Below are 22,453 nucleotides of genomic sequence, written 5' to 3'. Positions count from 1 at the left end.
GGCGACGAGATCCATGGGCGCGCGCCCGACTTCGATTGCCCCGATCGGAGGAAGCGGGCTAGCTGAAGGCCGGGTAGAGGGACGGAACAGCACAGCATGAACGCCATAGCCGACGCGGTCGTCCCCAGGGGCCCGGTCACCCGCTTCCTGACGACGGCCCCGCCCTGGCTGTTCGCCCTCTATGGCGGCCTGTCGTCGTTCGCCGTCTATTTCGCCATGTTCGGCTATCGCAAGCCGTTCACGGCCGCCGCCTTCGCCCATCCGGAGGGCTGGCYGTTCGCGTTCGACTTCAAGATCGCCCTGGTGATCGCCCAGGTCGCCGGCTACGCCACCGCCAAGTTCATCGGGGTCAAGGTGATCTCCGAGATGCAGCCGCACCGTCGGGCGGTGGCCATCCTGACCCTGATCTTCGGGGCCGAGATGTCGCTGCTGCTGTTCGGCGTCCTACCCACCGTGATCGGGCCGATGGCCCTGTACCTGAACGGCCTGTGCCTGGGCATGATCTGGGGCCTGGTGTTCGGCTTTCTTGAGGGCCGCCGCCTGACCGAAGTGCTGGGGGCCATGCTGTGCGCCAGCTTCATCCTGTCGTCGGGCGTGGCCAAGTCGATCGGCAAGATGCTGCTGCTGTCGAATGTCGACGAGCGCTGGATGCCGGCGGTGTCGGGCCTGATCTTCGCGCCGTTGATGCTGGTCGCCGTGATCGCCCTAGCCCAGCTGCCCCCGCCGACAGCGCAGGACGAGGCCGAGCGCGTGCGCCGCGCCCCGATGGGCGCCAAGGACCGCGCCGCCCTGTTCGCCGCCCACGCCCCGGCCCTGATCCTRCTGATCGCCGTCTATGTGATGCTGACCGCCCTGCGCGACTTCCGCGACAACTTCTCGGCCGAGATCTGGGCCGAACTGGGCTTCAAGAACGCCGCCTCGATCTTCACCCTGTCGGAGCTGCCGGTGGCGGCGATCGTGCTGGCGGGCCTGGCCGCCCTGATGGGGGTCAAGGACAACCGCCGGGCCATGGCCTTCAACATCGGCTTCGTGGCCCTGGGCTTTGTTTTGCTGGGCGCCTCGACCCTGGCCTATCAACTGCACGTGCTGCCGCCGGTCTGGTGGATGGTGCTGGCCGGGGCCGGGCTCTACATGGGCTACACGCCGTTCAACGCCATGCTGTTCGATCGGATGATCGCCGCCACTGGCAAGGTCGGCACGGCGGGGTTCCTGATCTATGTCGCCGACTCGTTCGGCTATATCGGCAGCATCTCGCTGCTGCTGGTGAAGTCGTTCGCCAAGCTGAACATCGAGTGGGGCCAATTCCTGGCGGGCGGGGCCTATATCGCCTGCGGCCTGGGGCTGATCGGATTGTTCTTCGCCAATCGGTTCCTCAGGACGCTCTGACATGGCCTTGCGGATGATCAGCCTGAGGGCGCGGCAGGCGCTGAGCCAGTTCCTCAAGGACGAGGCGGCCGGCGGCTATGTGCTGATGGTCGCCGCGGCCCTGGCCTTGATCGTCGCCAACTCACCGCTGGCCGGGGCCTATTTCAAGGCCCTGGACCTGCACTTCGGCTTCGCCCTGGGACCCGTGCATCTGGACGAAAGCGTCCTGCACTGGATCAACGACGGGCTGATGGCCCTGTTCTTCCTGCTGGTCGGGCTGGAGATCAAGCGCGAGGTGCTGGACGGCCAGCTGTCGCGGCCCGCCGACGTGGTGCTGCCCGGCGCGGCGGCCTTGGGCGGCGTCGCCCTCCCCGCCGTGATCTACCTGGCCTTCAACGCCGGCCACCCGGACAGCATCGCCGGCTGGGCGATCCCGTCGGCCACCGACATCGCCTTCGCGCTCGGGGTCCTGGCCCTGATGGGGCCGCGCGTGCCGACCTCGCTGAAGGTGTTCCTGACCGCCATCGCCATCATGGACGACCTGGCGGCCATCGTGATCATCGCCCTGTTCTATACCGAGCAGCTGCACCTAGCGGCCCTGGCCGGCGCAGGCGGGGTGCTGCTGGTCCTGATCGTCCTGAACCGGCTGAAGGTGATGAGCCTGTGGCCCTATCTGCTGCTGGGTCTGGCCCTGTGGTTCCTGGTGCTGGAGTCGGGCATCCACGCCACCCTGGCCGGCGTCGCCCTGGCCCTGACCATCCCGCTGCGGGCGAACGGTCCTTCGCCGCTGCATCGGCTGGAGCACGCCCTGCACAAGCCGGTCGCCTTCGGGGTGACGCCAATCTTCGGCTTCGCCAACGCTGGACTTTCCTTCGCCGGCGTCGGCCTCGCCGCCCTACTGGACCCTGTGCCGCTGGGCGTGGCCCTGGGCCTGTTCCTCGGCAAGCAGTTGGGCGTGTTCGGCGTCGCCTTCGGCCTGGTCAAGCTGGGCTGGGCGCGGCTGCCGCGCGGGGCGTCCCCCGGCCAACTCTACGGCGTGGCGGCCCTGTGCGGCGTGGGCTTCACCATGAGCCTGTTCATCGGCGGCCTGGCGTTCAAGGATCCGCACCTGGTCGACGAGACCAAGATCGGCGTGCTGGTCGGCTCGCTGGCCTCGGCGCTGCTGGGGATGGCGATCCTGCGAGTGGCGAAGGCGGGGAGCGAGTAGTCCCTTACCCAGAAATCCGTGTCATCCCGGAAGCCTCGCAGAGGCTGTCCGGGACCCAGGGCCAAGCGCATCGCGGCGGCCCCTGGGTCCCGGCTCTCCGCGCTACGCGCTCCGGCCGGGATGACACTGAAAAGGGAACCTGCCGACTGGAGAGAGGACCTAGTCCTCCGCCCCCACCGACACGCTCAACCCCACCTTGGTCCGCTCCATCACCACCGAGGTGCGGAACCGCCGGACGTTGCCGTTCTCGAAGAACAATCGATGGGTCAGGGCCTCGAAGTCGGCCATGTCCTTGGCCAGGCAGACCAGGGCGAAGTCGCTCTCGCCGGTGACGTAATAGGCCTGCTGCACCTGCGGCTCGTCGCGGATCGCCGCGCGGAAAGCGGCCAGTTGCTCGCGGCGTTCGCGCTCCAGCTCGACCATGATCACGAAGGTCATCGGCTGGCCGACGGCGGCCGGGTTCAGCACCGCCGCCTCGCGCTCGATGACGCCGGCCCCGCGCAGCCGCTTCAGCCGCCGCTGCACCGAGGCCACCGACAGGCCGCAGGCGTGGGCCAGGGCGTCGATGCCCAGGGTGGCGTCCCGCTGCAGCTGGTCCAGCAGGATGCGGTCGGCCTTGTCGAGCGCCGGGACAGACATGATCGATTTCACTCATTTTAAAGTTCAATTCCGGGAAACTTAGTCGATCCTTGGCCATTCAGCGAGACAAACAGCGCGCCGATCTCCGCTAGCCTAGCGGCATGACCGACGCCCTGACCTTCCGCCCCGATCCCGAGGCGCCCCGACGCACCCTCGGCGTCCTGCCCGGCTTCGCCGCCACGCCGCTGCGCGGCCTGCTTCAGCCGAACGGGCCCGCCGTACTGGTCAAGGACGAGCGCGATCGCATGGGCCTGGGCGCCTTCAAGGCCGTCGGCGGGATCCATGCGGTGGCGGTGCTGGTGGACGAGATCCGCCGCGACGATCCCGACGCGGTCCCGACCTTCGTCTGCGCCAGCGCCGGCAACCACGGCCTGGCCGTCGCCAGCGGCGCGCGGCTGTTCGGGGCCAGGGCCCGCATCCACCTGTCCCGCGCGACGCCCCCGGTCTTCGTCGACCGCCTCCAGGCCGCCGGGGCCGAGGTGGTGATCAGCGACGGCCGCTACGACGACATCCTGCTGGACGCCCGGGCCGACGCGGCGGCCACGGGCGCGGTCCTGCTGTCCGACACTGCCGACGAGGGCCACCTTCGGCCGCCGGCCCTGGTCATGGAGGGCTACACGATCCTCGCCGAGGAGCTGCGGACCGTGTTCGAGGTCTCGGGCCGCTGGCCGACCCACGTCTATCTGCAAGCCGGGGTCGGCGGCCTGGCCGGCGCCATCGCCCACATGGTCCGCGCGACCTGGCGTCAGCAGCCGCGCCTCGTGATCGTCGAGCCCGACGCCGCGCCCTGCCTGGCCGCCAGCGCCCAGGCGGGCCGGCCGGTGCGGGTCGAGGGTCCAGACTCGATCATGGGCCGCCTCGACTGCAAGGCGCCGTCGGTCCTGGCCCACGCCATCCTGGCCCGCTGCGACGTCGAGTACGCGACCGTCAGCGACCCCGCCGCCCGCACCGCCGCCGACCACCTGGCCTTTGCCGGCTTGTCCACCACGCCCTCAGGCGCAGCCGGTTTCGCCGCCCATTTGGCCAGCGACCTGTCGCCGGAGGCCCGCCCCCTGATCTTCCTGACCGAAGGACCCCTGTCGTGAAGCTGCTGTACCAGACCCACTCGCCGTTCGCCCGCAAGGCCCTGGTCTTCGCCCACGAGGCCGGCCTGGCCGACCGCGTCGCGGTGATCCACCACGAGACCAGCCCCACCGCCCGCAACGAGACAGTCTTCGCCCTGAACCCGTTGGGCAAGGTCCCGGTGCTGATCACCGACGATGAGGAAGCGATCTTCGATTCCGGCGTGATCTGCCAGTATCTGGACGGCCTGCATGGCGGCCCGCCGCTGATCCCCGCCGACCCGGCCGCGCGTATCGCCGCCTTGCGGCTGCAAGCCGTGGCCGACGGTCTCTCGGAGGCCGGGATCCTGGTCCGCTGGGAGACCACCCGGCGTCCGCCCGCGCTGCGCTATCCGCCGCTGGGCGAGGGCCATCTGGCCAAGGTGGCGGCCGGCTGCGCCTTCCTGGAGGCCAGTTTCGAACCGCGCGAGACCCCGGGCCTGGCCGAGGTCGCCATCGCCACGGCCCTGAGCTGGCTGGAGTTCCGCGCCGTGTACGCCTTCCGCTCCAGCTGCCCGCGCCTGACCGCCTGGTACGACGCCTTCAGCCAGCGCCCCTCGATGCGCGCCACGGCGCTGGAAGGCGAGACCGTGGACGTCTGAAACACTCGCGCCTTGAGCCAGTCACGCTTTGGCGCGAGGATAGGGATGGCGGGCGCCAATGGGAGTGGAATGACATGCGTTTGCTGATCGGATCCGCCGCGCTTTGCGCGCTGCTCGTCGCCGGGCCCGTGCTGGCCGCCGACGCCCCGAAAACCAAGTCCGACCGGTCCTGCTTCCGGTCCGACGACGTCAACGGCTTCACCGTCGTCGACGACCAGACCGTCGACGTGACGATCACCCCGAAGAACGTCTATCGCCTGACGCTGTTCGCGCCGTCGCCCGACATCGACTGGTCGCTGCGCATCGGCATCGACTCGCGCGGCCGGTCCTGGATCTGCCAGGGCTATGACGCCGACATCGTGGTGCCGGCCGCCATCACCGGCCTGCGCCGCTATCCGGTGACCGAGGTCCGCAAGCTGACGCCGGAAGAAATCGCGGCCACGCGGAAGAAGAAGGGCTGAGGCCGGTTGCGGCGCGCGGGGTCGCCTTCTAAGCTCGCCTCAATCTTGAGGTGAGCAGACACAGATGACGACCCTGGACGCCGTTGGCGACTCGTTCGATTTCGGCCGCGTAGTGCAGCGGACCTTCCGGGTGATCGGCCAGAACTTCGGCCTGTTCGCCTTGAGCGCCATTCTCCTGGTCAGCGCGCCCAGCTTCATCGGCACGATGCTGGGCCTGAAGTCGCGGCTGGCGGGAGACTATTTTTCGGCGGGCGTCATCGGCGGCGCGATCGTCGCGGCGTTTGGCAGCCTGCTTCTGCAAGGCCTGGTGGTTCACACCGTCGTCGAGCGAATGAACGGCCGCGCCGTTGGATTCGGCGACGCGCTGCGCGTGGCGGCGCGCTTCGCCTTGCCGCTGTTGGGGCTGGGGATCGTTCAGGGGTTGGGGGTCTTGATCGGCCTGCTCCTTTTGGTCGTCCCGGGCCTGATCCTCAGTGTGATGTGGTCGGTGACGGCGCCTTGCCTGATCGTTGAGAAGCGAGGCGTCTTCGCGAGCCTGCAACGCAGCCGAGATCTGACGCGTGGCCACAGGTGGTCCATCGTCGGGATTTTCCTCGTCTACTTCGTCCTCAGCATGATCTTGGGGATCGTCGTCGGGTTGCTTGGCGCCGCGGTGGGCTTCGGGGGCGCCATGGCCTTTTCCGGAGCCGTGTCGGCGACCGTCACGCCGGTGGCCGTCATGTCGACCTTCCTGTCGTCCCTGATCAACGCGGCGCAGTACGTGCTGATCGCCGCGGGTGCGGCGTCGATCTATTACGAGCTGCGCACGACCAAGGAAGGCGTCGCGCCCGAGCAGCTGGCGTCCGTCTTCGACTGAGGCTCGCCGTCAGACGTCATGCTTGTCGCGGCGTCGCACGCCCATCAGCAGCCGCGCTTCCAGCCGCTTGCGCAGGGCCGCGTAGTAGGCGCTGAGGAAGTCGTAGTCGTCCTCGTCCGCCGCCCGGATCCAGCCGATCTTGCCGACGATGCGGTCGGCCACGGCCCGCAGGGTGCGACGGTCGCGCTGGCGTAGAACGTCCTCCAGCACGTGCAGCTCCTTGGCCCCGTAGGCGTCCATCTGCTCGACCGTGAAGGCGTAGCGGGTCAGGCGCTGGGCGCCCTCGTCGGCCATGTCGCGGGTCAGGGTCCGTTTGGGCGTCCGCACCACCCAGGTGCCGCCGACCAGGTCGCCGACCCGCAGGCGATCGGCGTTGAACAGCGGGAACAGCGCGAAGATCGCCGCCCAGGCGAAGCCCAGCAGGTACATCCAGCTCTCGACCCCGCCGTCGCCGGTCGGGGCGAACAGGATGATGATCGGCAGGAACACCTCCAGCTCGCGCATGGCGTTGCGCGCGAAGATCGCCCCGGGCCGCAGCCGGCCGCCGTCGCGGGCGGCGACGCGCAGGCCCATGATCCGCTTGCCCGGCGTGGCGGCGGCGGCCGACAGCTCGAAGCCGACGAAGTAGAAGTTGCGCAGCAGGAAGAAGCCCAGCAGCCAGATCACCGCCATCAGCTCGGCGCCCTTCAGGCCCATGGCCCCGACCGCGCCCAGGCCCAGCAGCAGCACCGCCAGCGAGGCGACGACCAGCACGCCGAGGATGATCACCGCGTCCAGCAGGAAGGCCCCGGCCCGCTGACCGGCGTCGCCCAGCTCCAGCCGCAGGTCGACGCCCTCGGGCGTGACGAAGGCGCGGATCATCTTGGCGTCGGGCGGGACGATCGCGGCCTTAGCCATTCTGGCGGGCTCCGCGCTGTGCGTAGAAATAGACGCCCCACATCACCGCGGTGACCGCCGCCACCGCGTAGCGCGCCGGGGTCAGGGTGATCAGCTGGCGGCCGAAGCCCTCCAGCAGGCCGGCCAGGAACAGCATGACCACCACCCCGCCCATGACCGTGGCCGCGTGGCGGCCGGCCTGGGCGATGGCGTCCAGCCGTCGGTCTTCGCCCGGAAAGGCCACGGCCCAGCCGATGCGCAGGCCCGCCGCGCCGGACAGCACCACCGCGAACAGCTCGGTGACCCCGTGGATCAGCAGCCAGCCGCCGGCCTCGACGCCCAGGCCCCGGCTGGCGAACAGGGTGAAGAAGGCGCCCAGGGTCGCGCCGTTGTAGAGCACCAGGGCCGCGGTCGGCAGGCACAGGGCGAAGCCCAGCGCGAAGGCCAGGATGGCGATCTGGGCGTTGTGGGTGAACAGGAAGGTGGCGAAGACCGACAACCCGTCCTTGCCGCCGCCAAACAGGGTGTCGCGCAAGGCCTGGGTCGAGGCGGCCGGATCGCGCCCGCCGGCCATCGCCTTGGGCATGAAGGCATAATACCAGTCGGCCTCGTGGCTCACGAGCCAGGCGGCGATCAGGGCTCCGACCATCAGCAGGGCGAAGCTGGCCAGGGTCTCGCGCCACAGCCCCTTCACCGCCTTGGGCCAGGTCTCACGGAAGAAGGCGGCCAGCTGCCCCCACAGCGTCTCGCGGGCGCCATAGACGAAGAAGTACGCGCGCGCGCACAGCGTCTCCAGATAGTCGATCAGGCCCCGGTCCAGCGAGGTGGCGCGGGCCACCGACAGGGCCGATAGGGCCGAGCGGTACAGCACCGGCGCGGCCAGGATGTCCTCGTCCGACAGGTCGGCGATTCCGCCCTTCTCGACCTTGCCGATCAGCCGCTCCAGCCGCCGCCAGTCGCCCTCGCGCTCCTGGCGGAAGCGCTGGCTCTTCAGGCGGGGATCGACCTTGATCTCAATCACAGCAGGTCCCTCCGCTTGAGGTCGACATAGGCGTTAATCAAAGCAGGGCCGATCCGGGCCGCCGGAGCCTCGACGATGTGTGCGCCCAGGCGGCGCAGGCGGGCCACCACCGTGTCGCGTTCGCGCAGCAGGCCGGCGGCGACCACGGCGCGCGAGACGTCGGCGGGCTCGGCCGGCTCTGCGGCCGCCATGTCCTCCAGCTCTTCGTCCTGCATGATCACGAACAGCACCAAATGCCGCTTCAGCAGCCGGGCCGAGGCCTCGATCATCAGCTCGGCGGCGGTGGGATCGGTGAAGTCGGTGAACACCACCACCAGCGAGCGCCGCCCCAGCTTGGTCGCCAGGGTGGTCAGGGCCAGGGTATAGTTGGTCTCTTCGGCCGAGTAGTCGATCTTGCCCGCCGCGTGCTGCAGCTGCCGGAAGGCGTCGGCCCCGCCGACCACGCCGGTCAACAGGCGCGGGGCGGAGTCGAACGCGAAGAAGCCGGCCCGGTCGCCCGATCTCAGGCAGGCATAGGCCAGCAGCAGGCCGGCGTTGATCGCCCGATCGATGCGCGGCGCCCCGCCCACCGGCTCACACATGGCCCGGCCGCAGTCCATGGCCATCACCACGTGATGGTTGCGCTCGGTGCGGAACTCCTTGGCCAGCAGGTGGCCGTGGCGGGCCGACTGCTTCCAGTCGATGGCCCGGCGATCCATGCCGGGCCGGAACTCGCCCAGCGACTCGAACTCAGAGCCCTCGCCGCGATCGACCTGCGACTTGGCGCCGATCAGGGCGTCGCGGGCCAGCATCTTCACGGCCTCCTCGCGCACGCCCCGCAGGTCGGTTCCGACGGGGGCGTCGAGATCGAGGGCGAAGACCTTCTGTTTCCAGGCCAGGCCCAGCGGCCCGGTCCAGCGGACCCATAGCCGGCCCAACCGGCCCTCCCCGCGCCGCTCTGGTGTCAAGGGAAAGCCGAAGGTCGCGACGCCGGCCTCGACTTCGCCGCGCGCGAACGGCGTGGCCAGGCCCAGGCGCGGATCGGCCTCCAGCGCCGCCTCGGCCCGCGCCGGCGCCCGGCCCGCGAACCGCGCCGAGAAGGCCGCCCGCGCCGTCCGCGCCACCGCCAGGAACGGCCGCTCGGGCGCGTCCAGGGTCAGCTTGCCGCGCGAGCCGCCGGACAGGGCGTCCAGCGCCAGGGCTAGGGCGACCACCGCGATCCAGCCCGGCCCCACCAGCCAGCCGGCCGGCGTCAGCACGCCGACCAGCAGCGCCAGCGGCAGGCCGACGGCGGCGATGACTACGGCGCGGCGGGTGGGATAGATCACCGGGGCGCCGCCACCCGCTCGACCAGGCCCTTCAGCACCAGGTCGACCTTGCGGCCCTCGATCTCGGCGGCGGCCGACAGGACCAGGCGGTGGCGCAAGGCGGGGACGGCCAGGCGCTTGACGTCGTCGGGCACCACATAGTCGCGGCCGTCGAGGGCCGCGGCGGCGCGGGCGGCGACGGCCAGCATGGCCCCGGCGCGCGGCGAGGCGCCGGTCTCGATGTCGGTCGACTCGCGGGTGGCCCGAACGAGGTCGACGATGTAGCCGACCACCTCGTCGGTCAGCCGCACCTGGGCCACCGTCTCGACCGCCGCGTCGATCGCCGCCCGCTCCAGCACGGACGCGACGCCGAACGCCGCCGGGTCCATCTGGCCGCTGCGCGCGCCGTGGGCGACGATGATCGCCCGCTCTTGTTCCGGAGTCGGATAGTCCAGCACGTGCTTGAACAGGAAGCGGTCCAGCTGGGCCTCCGGCAGCGGATAGGTGCCCTGCTGCTCGATCGGGTTCTGGGTCGCCACCACGGTGAAGCGTGGGCTGAGCGGGTGCGAGATCCCATCGATGGTGACGTGGCGCTCCTGCATGGCCTCCAACAGGGCGGCCTGGGTCTTGGGCGGGGTGCGGTTGATCTCGTCGGCCAGCAGCAGTTCGCAGAACACCGGCCCCCGCGTCAGGGTGAAGGTCGAGGTCTGGAAGTTGAACAGGTTAGCGCCGATCACGTCGCCCGGCATCAGGTCCGGCGTGAACTGGATGCGGCCAAAGTCCAACGCAACGCTACGCGCGAAGCTCTGGGCCAGGAGCGTCTTGGCCGTGCCGGGCGGGCCTTCCAGCAGCACGTGGCCGCCGGCGAACAGCGCCACCAGCAACAGGTTCACCGCCTCGTCCTGGCCGACCACGGCCTTGCCGATCTCGGCGCGGATCCTGGCGGCCAGCGCCCCGACTGCGGCGACGTCCACGACTTTACTGGCGTCCACGGATCAGCTCCTGTTTCCAAGCATGAAGGTCGCGCGCCACCCGCATCAGGTCGGACGCGGTCGCGGCCTGGGCGCGGTCGGCGAGCGCCGAATAGGTATGGGCCGCGCCGACGGTCGTGCTGGCGCGGTCCAGGAAGTCGATGAGGGCTTGGCCCTCCAGCCCGCGCGGCGCGCCGATCGCTCGCGCCGTCGAGGCCTGGACCAGGCGGGCGTACAGCGGAGCCATCTTGGGCTCGCGCCCGGCCAGCCGGATCAGGCCGGCGGTGTTGTCGGCCAAGGCCGTCTTGCCCAGGGCCACGGCGCGTCGCGGGGGCCGAGAGGGACCGAAACGCACCGCCGCCTGCGCGCCGGCCAGCACGGCCAGGACGACCAGCACCAGGGTCGCGCCCAGCAGGGGCGGCTCCAGCGCCAGGCGGATCAGGCTGCGCGAGCGGGTGAAGCCGTGCTGGGTCAGGTCGAAGATCACCGACGTGTCCGGCGCACGGATCAGATCCAGCAGGGCCACGGCGGTCCGCGCCCCGTCCGCCGTCTTCAGGGCCGGGGTGTTCAGCAGGTCGGGGTCGGCCAGGACGTAGATCCAGGGGTCCTCGCGCATCACCAGCACCGGCGCGCCGGTCTCGTCGACGACCACCGGCGTCCAGCCGGGGCCGGACAGGCTGCGCAAGCCTTTCACGCGGACCGGGCGCCCGATCGGTTGACCGCCCGGCCGCGATAGCCGCACGACCCGCTCGCCCGGCGCGGCCTTGAGGACCAGACCCTTGCGCGTCGGCTCGGGCAGGACGGTCGTGCTCAGCTGGGTCGGCAAGTCGTCGATCGTCCGGACCCAGCCACGATGGCGCGGATCGGGCGCGGCCTGCCACTTGGGCAACACGACCAGCAGGGGGCCGTAGGGTCCGACGCGCTTCAAGCCTTCAGGCGACATCCCTGGGGCGGGCGTGAACACCAGAAGCCCGCCCTCGGCGCTGGCCGGCAGCGGGCCTCGGCTGGTCAGGACCGGTTCGCCGGCCAGACCCAGCAGGCGCACCAGGGCCGCATAGCCCACCGACGAGCGCGATAGGGCATGCGGGCCGCCGTCATCGCCCTTCTTCAGCTCGGGCGCGTAGGCCGACAGCACGCCCAGCCCGGCGACGCTGATCACCCCGACCAAAGCCAGGACGATCATGGTCATGGGCGAGAAGCCGCCCTCCGACTTGCCGCTCATCGGCTCCACCCTTCCGGTAGGGCGAAGGCCTCATAGGCCGCGCGGCAGGCGGCGAAGTCGTCGTTGTCGACCGGCCGGCCGCCGAACAGGCCGCGCTCGACCACCCGGGCGATGCTGGCGAAGCCCGGCCGGGCGGCCTCGGGCAAGGCCGGCAGCACGGCGATCTCCCGCGCGGTCAGCGACACGCGCAGGGCCTTGGGCCGATGCTTCTGAATGTCCTCGACGCTGCGCAGCAGCAGCAGGTGCGCCGCCTCCAGGAACCGCCCCTCGCCGGCCAGCCGATCGGCGGCGGCCAGCAGGTCGCGCGCCTCGCCGGCGTCGGGGCGCCAGGGCGGATCGGCGCTCAGGCGCGGGCCTTCGGGCCGGGCCGCCGGCTTGCGCAGCCGCAGGATCTCGCGGGCGATGGCGTAGAGGATCAGCAGAGCCAGGGCCGCCAGCCCGACCCAGAACACATATTTCAGATAGGGGGCGACGACCTGCAGCGCCTTGCCCACCCACAGCAGCCAGTCGGGGATCTTGGGCGGGGCCAGCATCGACCGGTCGAACTGGAAGCCGCCGTCGTGCGCCAGCCGCTGCTGCGCCTGATCGACCGCGCCGCCGGACGCTTTGTCTGAAACCCTCACGCCCCGAACCCGACCGCCTCGCCCCGCGCCACGACGCGCATCATCGACTCAACCTAACGGCGCGGCAACGGAATTCGGGCGATGGGCCTAGACCATTCCCGCCGCCGCGCCCTCGGCGAAGCCGCGCAGCCGCCCGGCGATCACCGCGCCGACCGCCTCGACGACCGGGGCGCGCGGGAAGTGGGCCCGCCAGGCGATGCGCACCGTCCGCCCGGCGCGGGCGGCGAGCGGACGCAGCACGATGCCGGCGTCCTGGGCCGCGCCCGCCGCCAGGCCGGGGATCAGGGTCGTGCCATAGCCGGCCGCCACCATGTTCAGCAGGGTCGGCAGGCTGGCGGCCCGCAAGGCGCCGCTGGCCGCCGCCTCGGCGCCGCAGGACTCGATGGCGTCGATGGTCTGGTCGCGCAGGCAGTGGCCGTCCGACAGCACCAGGATGTCCGGGGCCAGGTCCGCCTCGGCGATCACCGCGCGCCCGGCCAGCGGATGGTCGGGCGGCAGGGCCGCCAGGAACGGCTCGGCGAACAGCGGGCGGCTGACCAGATCGGGTCCCGGCGCCTCGGTGGCCAGCAAGGCCGCGTCCAGGTCGTGGGCGCGCAGCCGCTCCAGCAGGGCCACCGTCTGGTCCTCCCACGGCTCCAGCTCCAGGGCCGGCAGGGCTTCGCGCAGCGGCGCGAAGATCAGCGGCAGCAGATAGGGCGCCAGGGTCGGGATGATGCCCAGCCGGAAGCGCCCGGCCAGCGGATCGCGCATGGCGCGGGCCGTCGACAGCAGGGCCTCGGTCGAGGCCACCGCCGCGCGGGCGTGGTCGATCAGCTGCAGGCAGGCGCTGGTCGGGGCGGCCGTCTTGCTGCCGCGCTCGAACAGGGCCACGCCCATCAGGTCCTCCAGCTTGCGGATCTGCACCGACAGGGTCGGCTGGCTGACGCCGCAGGCCTTGGCGGCCCGTCCGAAGTGCTCGTGCTCGGCCAGGGCCAGCAGGTAGCGGAGGTCACGCAGGTTCATAGGCTCAGCCTATCACCCCCATTAAAGCTTACGACTTCTATTTATGGCCCCGTTGGGCGCACAGTCGCTTAGGCCAGCCGACAGAGACGGCCGTCGGGAAGAAGCGCCAGGACCCCAATCCCGGCCAATGTCGATGCCTCGTCACTGCCGACGCGCGGCCGCGTCAGTTCAGAACCACCGATCAACAGAGTCAGAACCGGAGACACCCCATGGACGGAAGCGAACTCGTCGAGCCGACCTCCAAATGCCCGCTGAAGCACGGCGTCCGGTTCCACACCAGTTTCGGAGGCCGCTCGAACCGTGACTGGTGGCCCAACCAGCTGAACCTGAAGATCCTGCACCAGCACTCGGCGCTGTCGAACCCGATGCCGCAGGGCTTCCGCTATGCCGACGTGGTCAAGACGCTGGATATCGAAGCTCTACGCCAGGACATCGTCGCCCTGCTGACCGACTCTCAGGACTGGTGGCCGGCCGACTACGGCCACTACGGCCCGCTGTTCGTGCGGATGGCCTGGCACAGCGCCGGCACCTATCGCACCGGCGACGGCCGTGGCGGCGCGGGGGCGGGCCAGCAGCGCTATGCCCCGCTGAACAGCTGGCCGGACAACGGCAACCTCGACAAGGCCCGCCGCCTGCTGTGGCCGATCAAGCAGAAGTACGGCGCCAAGATCAGCTGGGCCGATCTGATGATCTTCGCCGCCGACGTCGGCATGGAGACCATGGGCTTCAAGACCTTCGGTTTCGGCTTCGGCCGCGAGGACGTCTGGGAGCCGGAGGAGGACGTCCACTGGGGCGCCGAGGACACCTGGCTGGCCGACGCCCGCTACACCGGCGAGCGTGAGTTGGACAAGCCGCTGGCCGCTGTCCAGATGGGCCTGATCTACGTCAATCCCGAAGGCCCGAACGGCAAGCCCGACCCGCTGGCCGCCGCCCACGACATCCGCGAGACCTTCGCGCGCATGGCCATGAACGACGAGGAGACGGTCGCCCTGATCGCTGGCGGCCACACCTTCGGCAAGGCGCACGGCGCGGGCGACGCGGCCCAGGTCGGGGTCGAACCCGAAGGCGCGGGCGTCGGCCAAATGGGTCTGGGTTGGAAGAACAGCTTCGGCAGCGGCGTCGGCATCCACGCCATCACCAGCGGCCTGGAGGGCGCCTGGACGCCCAACCCGATCGCCTGGGACAATGGCTTCTTCGACACCCTGTTCGGCCACGAATGGGAGCTGACCAAGAGCCCCGCCGGCGCCTTCCAGTGGACGCCCAAGGACCCGAACGCCGGCCCGATGGCGCCGGACGCCCACGATCCCGCCAAGAAGCATCCGCCGATGATGCTGACCACCGACCTCGCCCTGCGGCTGGACCCCAACTACGGCCCGATCGCCAAGCGCTTCCACGAGAACCCGGACCAGTTCCAGGACGCCTTCGCCCGCGCCTGGTTCAAGCTGACCCACCGCGACATGGGCCCCAAGGCCCGCTACGTCGGCCCGCTGGTCCCTCGGGAAGAGCTGCTGTGGCAGGACCCCCTGCCCGACGCGGCCCATCCGCCGATCGGCGACGCCGACGTCGCCGATCTGAAGGCCAAGGTGCTGGCTTCGGGACTGTCGGTCCCGCAACTGGTGGCCACGGCCTGGGCCTCGGCCTCGACCTTCCGCGGCTCGGACAAGCGCGGCGGCGCCAACGGGGCCCGCATCCGGCTGGCCCCGCAGAAGGACTGGGCGGTCAACCAGCCGGCCCAGCTGGCCACGGTGCTGGCCAAGCTAGAGGAGATCCGGACCAGCTTCGGCAAACCCGTCTCGCTGGCCGACCTGATCGTGCTGGCGGGCTCGGCGGCGGTCGAGAAGGCGGCCAAGGACGCCGGCTTCGACGTCGAGGTCCCGTTCGCGCCGGGCCGCGTCGACGCCTCCCAGGACCAGACCGACGTGTCGTCGTTCGCGGTGCTGGAGCCCAGGGCCGACGGCTTCCGCAACTATCTGAACACCGACGCGCCGCTGACGGCCGAGGAGTTGCTGATCGACCGCGCCCAACTGCTGACCCTGACCGCGCCGGAAATGACGGCCCTGGTCGGCGGCTTGCGGGCGCTGAACGCCAACACCGACCAGTCGCAGCATGGCGTGCTCACCCAACGTCCGGGCGCGCTGACGAACGACTTCTTCGTCAACCTGCTGGACATGGGCGTGGTCTGGACGGCGACCTCGGAAGAGGAAGCCACGTTCGAGGGCCGCGATCGCAAGACCGGCGCGCCGAAATGGACCGCCACCCGGGTCGACCTGGTGTTCGGCTCCAACTCGCAGCTGCGGGCGCTGGCCGAGGTCTATGCCGAGTCCGACATCACCTTCGTGGCGGCCTTCGTGGCGGCCTGGACCAAGGTGATGAACGCGGATCGGTTCGACCTGGCTTGATCGACAAGGGGCGCGGCCGGGATCGGTCGCGCCCGTCTCGAACTGGGCAGGGCGCGGCGACACACGACCGCGCCCGTTCCGCTGGGAGGACCGGATGCCACACACCGTGGACGCCGTGTTTCAGGAAGAGCTGCGCCGCGCCGGCCTGTCCGGCCGGGGCATGCTGCCGCATCTGCTGGCGCTGCTGAGGGAGTCGCCCGAGACGCATCTGTCGTTGTCGGACATCGCCGGCCTGACCGTGGAAGCCGGCCTGGCGATCACCGCCGAAGACCTGGCCCGGCGCCTCGAGGCCCTGGCCGATCACGGCCTGATTAGCCGCCTGCCGACCACGACCACCGAGATCGTCTTCGACACCGTGCCCGAGCCGCACTCGCACATCCTGTACGAGGACTCCGCGCAGATCGTCGATCTGCACGTCTCGGCCGAAACCCTGCTGCTGATGGTCCGCGACGCCCTGGCCCAGCACCCGGAGGGCGTGGACGTCATCATGCGCTTTCGGCGACAGGGGTCGCCACCTCACGACTCGTGAAAGGGCTCCCGGCGCGGCGCACCATGCCGCCGGGCCGCCTCGACCAAGGTCCGGTCGCGGTCGTCGGCCGTGCGCCCGCCCCCGGCCAGCAGCCGGACCCCCAGGACCAGGCCCACCCCAACGGCGGCGATCCGCGGGGTCACGTCGACCAGTGTGCCGTCGAGGAGGCCGAACAGAGCGGTTTCCAACATCACGCCCCTCCGCGCTCAGATCGCCAGGTCGGCGGCGGCGTTGCGCGCCTCGGCCGCCAGCCGGCGCCAGCAGTCCAGGACGTCCACCACCGAGCTGTTGGCGGCGAACGGCTGGCCATGCTCGGCGCAGGCCATCATCTGGGCGGACCCGGCGCGCAGGTCGTCGGCGATCGCGGTCCAGTCGTCCCCCAGCCGGGCCAGCCCGCCGACTTCCAGGCCCAGCGCGGCCGCCGGGGCGATGACGTCGTGGAAGATCAGCTCCTGGCGCGAGCGCAGCGGCGGCTCGAACGCCCAGCGCTGGGTCGCCCCACCGCGCTTCAGCGTGGTGAAGACCGGCGCGCCGTGCCGCCAGCCCCCGTCGCCCGGGCACTCCAGCGCCAGGGTCTGATAGCTGACGTTCTGCAGATAGAGGTCGGACGACACCGACACGAAGAACCGCGCGGCCTCCGCCGGCGCCTGATCCCGGCGCACCACGCGGGGCCTTGGCCCCCGGTCCGCGAAGGTGAACGGCGGCGGCCTGCGGGTCAGCGGAATGAGGTCTTCGTCCTGATCGACGACCAGGACGAGATCGGGATCGACGGCGCTGATCAGCACATAGGCGTCGCCGCTGGGTTCCAGGATCCAGGACTGGCGCTTGTCGAAGGTGGCCATGTCGCTGGCGCAGGCCCAGCCGTCGTCGTCATGGCTGAGGCACATGCCGGGGACGTGGGGCAGCACGATCCGCACCGGCGGGTTACGCTCTCGCCGGGCGAAGGCCTTGCCCAGGCGTTCGGCGGCCTGGGCCAGCGGCGTCATGGCGCCGCTCAGCGCGCCGGCGCGGCGGGCCCTCTCCTCGGCGGCGCGGCATAGGGTTTCCAGGATCGCCTGGCAGGCCTTGGCCTCTTCCAGCGACGGTGGTCGGGTCTTCAACGGACCCAGCAGGGCGGCCAGACGACGATAGAGATCCGGCGCGACATCCTTGGCGTAGCTGACGATGTCTTCCGCCAGAGTCCTGGCGTCGTCGCGCACGGCGGTGTCCCAGGTCTCGGCGGCGGTCGCGAACGCGATCCAGGCATCCAGCAACGTCTGGTCCGAGAACCAGGTGACCCGGGCGATGTCGGCGACCGGCGCGGCGCGGCGGCGCCCCTCGGCGACCATCAGGCACAGGCGTCGCCAGGCCCCGGTCTCCAGCGCCGGCAGCCTTTCGCGCGCCGCCGTCGCCGGCTCGGCCACGACGCCGCCGCAGCCGGCCACGCTCCGGGCCTGGGCAGGACTGGAAGGTCGATCCGCGAACAGCCTCAGACTACGCACCGGTTCGCCCGAAACGACCGTCGAGGATCCCCGTGGTGGCGTAGTGCAGGACCCCCTCGATGAGGTTGGGCACCTGCGCCTCCGGCAGGCCCTGCTCACGCGCCCAGACCTTCAGAACGTGGCGAAGCAGACGCGCGGCCGCGTCGTCGACGGGCGGGACGGCGTTGAGAATGGCGTTGGAGGCGTTGGAGGTTTGGTCTTGGTCGAGAAGCATGGCGTGGCTCCTGATGAGGCAAGCGGTCACGCACGCGGCGCGACCCGGGAAAAGGCAGGGTCGAAAAAGGCGGGACCCGACCGGCGGGTGGCCGGGTCCCTCAGTCGGTTCACGCGGCCGACGGCGAGCGCGGACAAAGGCGGTGTCGGTCAAGCAAGCCTCCCAGTGATGAGGGACTGCAGAGACGTTCAGCCGCCCGGACCTTGCTCGTCGCGGTCGACAGCTAGACCATGGGGAAAAATGACCGTTTTCGATGTGCGGATCTGCACAACGAACAAAGATCGGAGACCGGCGATCTTCGAAACACGCCTGGCGCGCAAACGATTGAGTGCTCGCCTGGTGTTGGAGCCCGCTTTAGGACGCGCGGGTCAGGCTGAAGATCGGGGTGGCCGCAAAGCCTTTGTGGCCCTGGGTGCGGCCGACATAGCCGCAGCGGACGCTGTCGCCGTGGAAGGTCGCCAGGGCCCCGGCCAGGGCTTCGCTGACGCAGGCCGAGCCAGGGGCCACGTCGGGTTCGATCCGCGCGGCGACGACGACATGGGCGCCGATCACGGCGGGGGTCCGGGTCAGCGGGTTGGTGCGCAGGTGCACCGGCCCGTAGTGCCCGCCGATCCGCAGGCCCAGCGAGCGCGGCAGGCCTAGGGAGCGAAGATCCAACGCCTTGTGGGTCTCCAGCAGGGCCAGGGCCGCCAGGGCGGCGTCCACCGGCTGGTCGAAGACCAGGAACAGGCCGTCGCCCCAGGTCTCGACATGGCTGGGCCGCGCCGCCAGTCGCTCGATGGTCCGAGCCATCTGGCCCATCACGATCTCGATGAAGGCCGGGATCTGGTCGTCGCGCAGGGCGCCGAAGCCTCTCACGTCGGCGAACAGCATCGCCTTCATGGCCCGCCGGGGCGGTTCTTCCGGATGAGCCGGGGCGCGGTGCGGCGGCGGGGGCCGCTCGATCCGGATGACCGCCCGCCGACGGCCGCCGCGCGCCCAGTAGGCCAGGTCGTAGGAGACGCCGGCCGGCCCGTCGGTCTCGTGGCCGTCCCACACCGCCAGTTGGATCGCTTCGGTCGCCAAGGTCTGGGCCCGCAGCACGGCGCAGCCCATGGCGACCTGGCTGGAATAGGCGAAGATCTGCTCGTCGCCGATGTAAGGGTCCTGCGAGGCGTAGCGGATCGACGTCGCGGCGCTCATGCAGCGCTCGAAACGCGCGATCCATGCGGCGCCGAACGGCGCGACCGACACCTCGACGAACGACTCGCGGCTGACCGGCAGCACCACGTGCAGCTCCGCGCCCGCGGCCAACAGGGCCTCGGCGAAGACGATGTCGGCCCCCGCCGCCAGGCTGCCATAGCCGAAACCGACGCGCTGCTCGCGCAACTGCGCGTCGATCTGGCGACGCAGGGCGCAGTCGGCCTCGGTGGCGTCGCTGGCGGGTCCCAGGATGTGACCGGTGAAATGGGCGCAGACCGGCGGCCGGAACGGCGCCAGCCAGGCCGGGTCGACACCGGTCTCGCGGCACAGCATCTCGAGCTGGCGCAGGGTCGAGGCGTGGGCGGCGAAGGCCTGGGGCGCGTGGGCCAGGGCCCGGACCATCGTCAGGCGCGCCGCTTCGAGGTCGCCGGTCAGGAACCGCGCCTCGGCCCGGCTGGCCGCTTCGTAATAGGCCGCCTCACCCGTCAGGTCGGGCGGCGGCGGGATCTTCAGCGCCTCGGCGGCGCGAGACCGGGCGCCGACCGGATCGCCGGCCACCAGGGTCATGGTCGCGGCGTTGATCGCGCCATACAGGCCGCCAAAGCGGTGAAACAGCGCCTCGTAGCGACGGATCGAGGCCCGGGCGAAGGCGACGCGGCGGCGACCGCGCGCGGACAGGGCCACGTCCTTCAGAAGCCGGGCACCCAGGGCGACGGCGTCGGAATCCCCATCCGCGCGGTCCAGGCCCAGCCGGACATATTCGGCCCGCGCGAAGTCCGCCGCGCCCGACCTCGCAAGGCAGAGCACGGCGGCGTAGGCGATGTCGCGTGAGGTCTCGCCCGCCTCGAGGGCGGCGTGGGCGATGTCGTAGGCCGCGAGGATCTCGCCGCGCTGGATCAGCGCGGCGACCTTGTCCTTGTCGAACATCGCGCCCGGGATCAGGGAACGTGGCCCGTGCCGTTCTCGACGTCGGGATCGAGATCGATCTTCTGGTTGTGCGAGTCGGTCATGAACAGGCTGTAGCTGTACGTGCCCATCCGCTGGTCTTCGTAGATGATCTTGAACTGGGTGCGCGGCGACGGGTCGCCGCCGTCGATCGAATACGGCACCCAGACATAGCTCGAGAAGTTGACGCCGTAGTCGTTGGCGACCTCGATCGGCCGGGACTGGAACTTCCAACCGGCGTTGATCAGGTCGTCGCACAGGGTGAAGACCAGTTCGCAGCGCTCGCTAAGATCGAGCAAAAGCCGCTTCGGACGCAGCGGATCGATGACATTCATGAAGTTGTAGCGGTCGTCCAGCCCGATGACGAGTTGGACAACCTTACTGGGAACGGGTTCAGTCATTTCTATATAGCCCCCTATCAACTTGCATCTCTACCTGCGGGAGAGCTCCTCCAGAACGCAAGGAATGCGGGGTGTTCATAACCTTGTTTGGTTAAGCCGATCACAATGGCGTCGGCATCCGCGCGCCTTCCAAGCGCCAGATAGGCTCGCGCCAAGACGTCCAAGCTGGCCGGCGGCAGCGACCGACGGCGCGTCGACAAGGTCGCCGCCGCCGCCTCCGGCTGCCCCATGGCCAGCTGCGTAAAGCCCAGCAGGCGCACGTGATCAATCTTCGCGGCCCCCGCGCCCGGCGCGTCGCCGATGTCCTTGGCCAGCTTCCGCGCGAGCGCGCGCGCCTCGTCCAGGTCGCCTGCGCGCTGGGCCAGCAAGATCGCCTGCTGGGCCAGCCGTCCCTCGAGGTCGGCGCGCCAGGCCGTATCCTTCGCGCCAGTCCGCAGCTTCGCGACGCCCGCCACCGTCGCCGCGTAGGCGACGCGCGCCGACGCCGGGTCCGACCAGAGGTCGCGGTCGACCTCGTCCAACTGCCCGACGACCAGATATTCCCGCCAACGGGCGTTGGTGGGATCAAGGGCGGCCAGTTCGCGCAGCCGTCGCATGGCGACCTGAGACCGCGCGCGCGCCTCGGCCACGCGTCCCACGTCCAACTCCAGCCGGGCCAGGGCCAGTTCGGTGGCGACGCTCTTGGCGGCCAGGCGCTGGTCGTTCGGGCGCCCGGCCACGCCCTCGGCCAACAGTTTCGCCGCGGCTTCGCGCTCGAGCAGCGCCTCGCGCGGCCGGCCCGAGACCAAGAGGGTGTCGGCGATCCACGCGTGGGTATTGGCCGTGTCGCCAAGGCGCTTGGCGTCCTTGGGCGCGCGGACGCGCTCGGCGTCGAACACGGCCAGGGCCGCGCGGAACGCGGTCAGCGCCTCCTCCGGACGCCCCTGTTCGAACACGAGCATGCCGAGATTGTTGTTGGCGTAGGCCACCTCGATCCGCCAGTCCGCGCGGCTGACGTCCAGCTTGACCAGCGCCCGCGCCAGCTCGGCATAGCGCTTGAAGCCGCGCTCGGCGCTGGCGACGTCGCCCTGACGCCATTCCATATAGGCCAGCCAGAAGACGTTCTGGGCCTCGTCGAAGATGCGCTCGCCGTTGGCGGGGTCGCGCTCGACCAGAGCGTGGGTGGTCGCCGCCGCCTGGCCGAAGGCGTCCTTAGCGCCGGCGATGTCACCGCGCTGCTCGCGGATCGTGCCAAGCAGGGTTTGCGCCTTGGCCCGCTGGGCCAGCGCCTTGTCGTCCAGCCGGTCGGTATGGGCCTTGGCGTAATAGGCCAGCACCTTGGCGCTGACGCCGTCCAGCACGTCGAGGCGGCCCACCGGCTCCAGCTGCTGGCGCAGGTCGCCCAGCATGTAGGCCACCAGGGCCTCGGTCTCGTCGCGCTGCTCGCGGGCGATCTGGCGGGACTTCAGGGTGGTGACGGTCATCGCGCCCATGCCCACGGTGACGACAGCGGCCAGGGTGGTGAAGGCGGCCATCAGTTGCAGGCGCCGACGCGCATCGCGCTGAACCAGCTGGTCGAGGCTGACGCCGAGCAGCCGCGCGGCGATCTTCAGCCGAGCCAGCCGCTTGCCGTCGGCGTCGCGGCGCAGGTCGACGGCCAACGGCTCGACGTCCTCGGGCAGGGCGGCGCGCAGGGCCGGCGGCAGCACGTCGCTCAGCGACGCCTGGTCCGATGTCGCGGGGGTGATCACGCAAAGGACCGCGCTCGGACCTCGGTCCTTCAAAAAATAGGCGACCTCCTGGTCCACCCAGCGCGAGGTCGCGGCGGTCGGCGAGCACAGAACGATCAGGGCGTCGGAGCGGTCGAGCGCGTCGCGGATGGTTTCGCCAAGATCAGCGGCGGCGCTCAACTCGTCTCGGTCGCGAAAAATCGGTCGAAGATCGCGCGCGATACTGGCGTCGCCGCGCACCGACAACCTGGGCGGAGCGCGATAGCTCTCTAAAGCGCGATGAAGCCATTCCGCCGCTTGGCGGTCATGGTGACTATAGCTGATAAAGGCCTTGTAGCGCTGCCGGTTGTTCATTCGCCGCC

At 70.5% G+C, this 22,453-nt stretch carries 22 protein-coding genes; 8 read left to right on the top strand and 14 right to left on the bottom strand.

Going from position 1 to position 22,453, the window contains the following annotated elements; translation table 11 throughout:
• Positions 1-96 precede the first annotated feature (96 nt).
• Positions 97-1,386 (top strand): DUF5690 family protein, encoded by a 1,290-nt coding sequence (locus tag AC1DSO_RS04015; RefSeq protein WP_477067618.1) that lies wholly within the window; start codon positions 97-99, stop codon positions 1,384-1,386.
• 1 nt (position 1,387) lies between these two features.
• Complete coding sequence (gene nhaA, locus AC1DSO_RS04010; protein ID WP_477067617.1) at positions 1,388-2,572, top strand: Na+/H+ antiporter NhaA; 1,185 nt, start codon at positions 1,388-1,390, stop codon at positions 2,570-2,572.
• 159 nt (positions 2,573-2,731) lie between these two features.
• Here nhaA and AC1DSO_RS04005 read toward each other — a convergent pair whose 3' ends face one another.
• Positions 2,732-3,211, bottom strand: coding sequence for an Lrp/AsnC family transcriptional regulator (locus tag AC1DSO_RS04005; RefSeq protein ID WP_477067616.1), 480 nt, complete (start codon positions 3,209-3,211; stop codon positions 2,732-2,734).
• A gap of 101 nt (positions 3,212-3,312) precedes the next feature.
• On the opposite strand from AC1DSO_RS04005, the gene AC1DSO_RS04000 reads away from it, so the two are divergent.
• From AC1DSO_RS04000 to AC1DSO_RS03985, 4 genes are all read left to right on the top strand, one after another.
• Positions 3,313-4,296 (top strand): pyridoxal-phosphate dependent enzyme, encoded by a 984-nt coding sequence (locus AC1DSO_RS04000; RefSeq protein ID WP_477067615.1) that lies wholly within the window; start codon positions 3,313-3,315, stop codon positions 4,294-4,296.
• Positions 4,293-4,913, top strand: coding sequence for a glutathione S-transferase family protein (locus AC1DSO_RS03995; protein WP_477067614.1), 621 nt, complete (start codon positions 4,293-4,295; stop codon positions 4,911-4,913). The genes AC1DSO_RS04000 and AC1DSO_RS03995 overlap by 4 nt, the downstream gene beginning before the upstream one ends.
• A 74-nt stretch (positions 4,914-4,987) precedes the next feature.
• A complete protein-coding gene (locus AC1DSO_RS03990; RefSeq protein WP_477067613.1) occupies positions 4,988-5,374 on the top strand; it encodes a DUF6491 family protein in 387 nt (128 codons plus the stop codon).
• Between the two features lie 130 nt (positions 5,375-5,504).
• On the top strand, positions 5,505-6,230 hold the full coding sequence (locus AC1DSO_RS03985; RefSeq protein WP_477067612.1) for a hypothetical protein: 726 nt from the start codon (positions 5,505-5,507) through the stop codon (positions 6,228-6,230).
• A 9-nt stretch (positions 6,231-6,239) separates the two neighbouring features.
• On the opposite strand, the gene AC1DSO_RS03980 is transcribed toward AC1DSO_RS03985, so the two are convergent.
• The 7 genes from AC1DSO_RS03980 to AC1DSO_RS03950 form a co-directional block, all read right to left on the bottom strand.
• Complete coding sequence (locus AC1DSO_RS03980; RefSeq protein WP_477067611.1) at positions 6,240-7,127, bottom strand: RDD family protein; 888 nt, start codon at positions 7,125-7,127, stop codon at positions 6,240-6,242.
• Positions 7,120-8,127 carry a stage II sporulation protein M gene (locus AC1DSO_RS03975; protein WP_477067610.1) on the bottom strand — a complete coding sequence of 336 codons (1,008 nt, stop codon included), beginning with the start codon at positions 8,125-8,127 and terminating at the stop codon, positions 7,120-7,122. The genes AC1DSO_RS03980 and AC1DSO_RS03975 overlap by 8 nt, the downstream gene beginning before the upstream one ends.
• Positions 8,124-9,434, bottom strand: coding sequence for a DUF58 domain-containing protein (locus AC1DSO_RS03970; RefSeq protein ID WP_477067609.1), 1,311 nt, complete (start codon positions 9,432-9,434; stop codon positions 8,124-8,126). Before AC1DSO_RS03970 ends, AC1DSO_RS03975 begins: the two co-directional genes overlap by 4 nt.
• Complete coding sequence (locus AC1DSO_RS03965; RefSeq protein WP_477067631.1) at positions 9,431-10,387, bottom strand: AAA family ATPase; 957 nt, start codon at positions 10,385-10,387, stop codon at positions 9,431-9,433. The genes AC1DSO_RS03970 and AC1DSO_RS03965 overlap by 4 nt, the downstream gene beginning before the upstream one ends.
• Positions 10,388-10,391: 4 nt before the next feature.
• Entirely contained in the window at positions 10,392-11,606 is a 1,215-nt protein-coding gene (locus tag AC1DSO_RS03960; protein WP_477067608.1) for a DUF4350 domain-containing protein, read from the bottom strand.
• Positions 11,603-12,229, bottom strand: coding sequence for a DUF4129 domain-containing protein (locus AC1DSO_RS03955; protein WP_477067607.1), 627 nt, complete (start codon positions 12,227-12,229; stop codon positions 11,603-11,605). The genes AC1DSO_RS03960 and AC1DSO_RS03955 overlap by 4 nt, the downstream gene beginning before the upstream one ends.
• An 87-nt stretch (positions 12,230-12,316) precedes the next feature.
• Complete coding sequence (locus tag AC1DSO_RS03950; protein ID WP_477067606.1) at positions 12,317-13,231, bottom strand: LysR substrate-binding domain-containing protein; 915 nt, start codon at positions 13,229-13,231, stop codon at positions 12,317-12,319.
• Between the two features lie 209 nt (positions 13,232-13,440).
• On the opposite strand from AC1DSO_RS03950, the gene katG reads away from it, so the two are divergent.
• Positions 13,441-15,630, top strand: a complete 2,190-nt coding sequence (gene katG, locus AC1DSO_RS03945) for a catalase/peroxidase HPI (RefSeq protein ID WP_477067605.1) — start codon at positions 13,441-13,443, stop codon at positions 15,628-15,630.
• Between the two features lie 94 nt (positions 15,631-15,724).
• Positions 15,725-16,159: a transcriptional repressor gene (locus AC1DSO_RS03940; RefSeq protein ID WP_477067604.1), complete on the top strand. Its 435-nt coding sequence runs from the start codon at positions 15,725-15,727 to the stop codon at positions 16,157-16,159.
• Here AC1DSO_RS03940 and AC1DSO_RS03935 read toward each other — a convergent pair.
• The 6 genes from AC1DSO_RS03935 to AC1DSO_RS03910 form a co-directional block, all read right to left on the bottom strand.
• Positions 16,147-16,350 (bottom strand): hypothetical protein, encoded by a 204-nt coding sequence (locus AC1DSO_RS03935; protein WP_477067603.1) that lies wholly within the window; start codon positions 16,348-16,350, stop codon positions 16,147-16,149. The genes AC1DSO_RS03940 and AC1DSO_RS03935 overlap by 13 nt on opposite strands.
• A 15-nt stretch (positions 16,351-16,365) precedes the next feature.
• Positions 16,366-17,640 (bottom strand): hypothetical protein, encoded by a 1,275-nt coding sequence (locus tag AC1DSO_RS03930; RefSeq protein ID WP_477067602.1) that lies wholly within the window; start codon positions 17,638-17,640, stop codon positions 16,366-16,368.
• Positions 17,633-17,854 carry a hypothetical protein gene (locus AC1DSO_RS03925; protein ID WP_477067601.1) on the bottom strand — a complete coding sequence of 74 codons (222 nt, stop codon included), beginning with the start codon at positions 17,852-17,854 and terminating at the stop codon, positions 17,633-17,635. Before AC1DSO_RS03925 ends, AC1DSO_RS03930 begins: the two co-directional genes overlap by 8 nt.
• A gap of 354 nt (positions 17,855-18,208) precedes the next feature.
• Positions 18,209-19,963, bottom strand: a complete 1,755-nt coding sequence (locus tag AC1DSO_RS03920) for an adenylate/guanylate cyclase domain-containing protein (RefSeq protein ID WP_477067600.1) — start codon at positions 19,961-19,963, stop codon at positions 18,209-18,211.
• An 11-nt stretch (positions 19,964-19,974) separates the two neighbouring features.
• Positions 19,975-20,382 (bottom strand): hypothetical protein, encoded by a 408-nt coding sequence (locus AC1DSO_RS03915; RefSeq protein WP_477067599.1) that lies wholly within the window; start codon positions 20,380-20,382, stop codon positions 19,975-19,977.
• 17 nt (positions 20,383-20,399) lie between these two features.
• The gene (locus tag AC1DSO_RS03910) at positions 20,400-22,445 is read right to left on the bottom strand and encodes a TIR domain-containing protein (RefSeq protein WP_477067598.1); all 2,046 of its coding nucleotides are present in this window, start codon (positions 22,443-22,445) and stop codon (positions 20,400-20,402) included.
• Positions 22,446-22,453: the final 8 nt, after the last annotated feature.

The sequence above is a fragment of the Caulobacter sp. P4_E5 genome (genome assembly GCF_056401555.1).
Note: the sequence above shows the minus strand (reverse complement) of the source record. Positions and strands in the feature narration are given on the sequence as shown.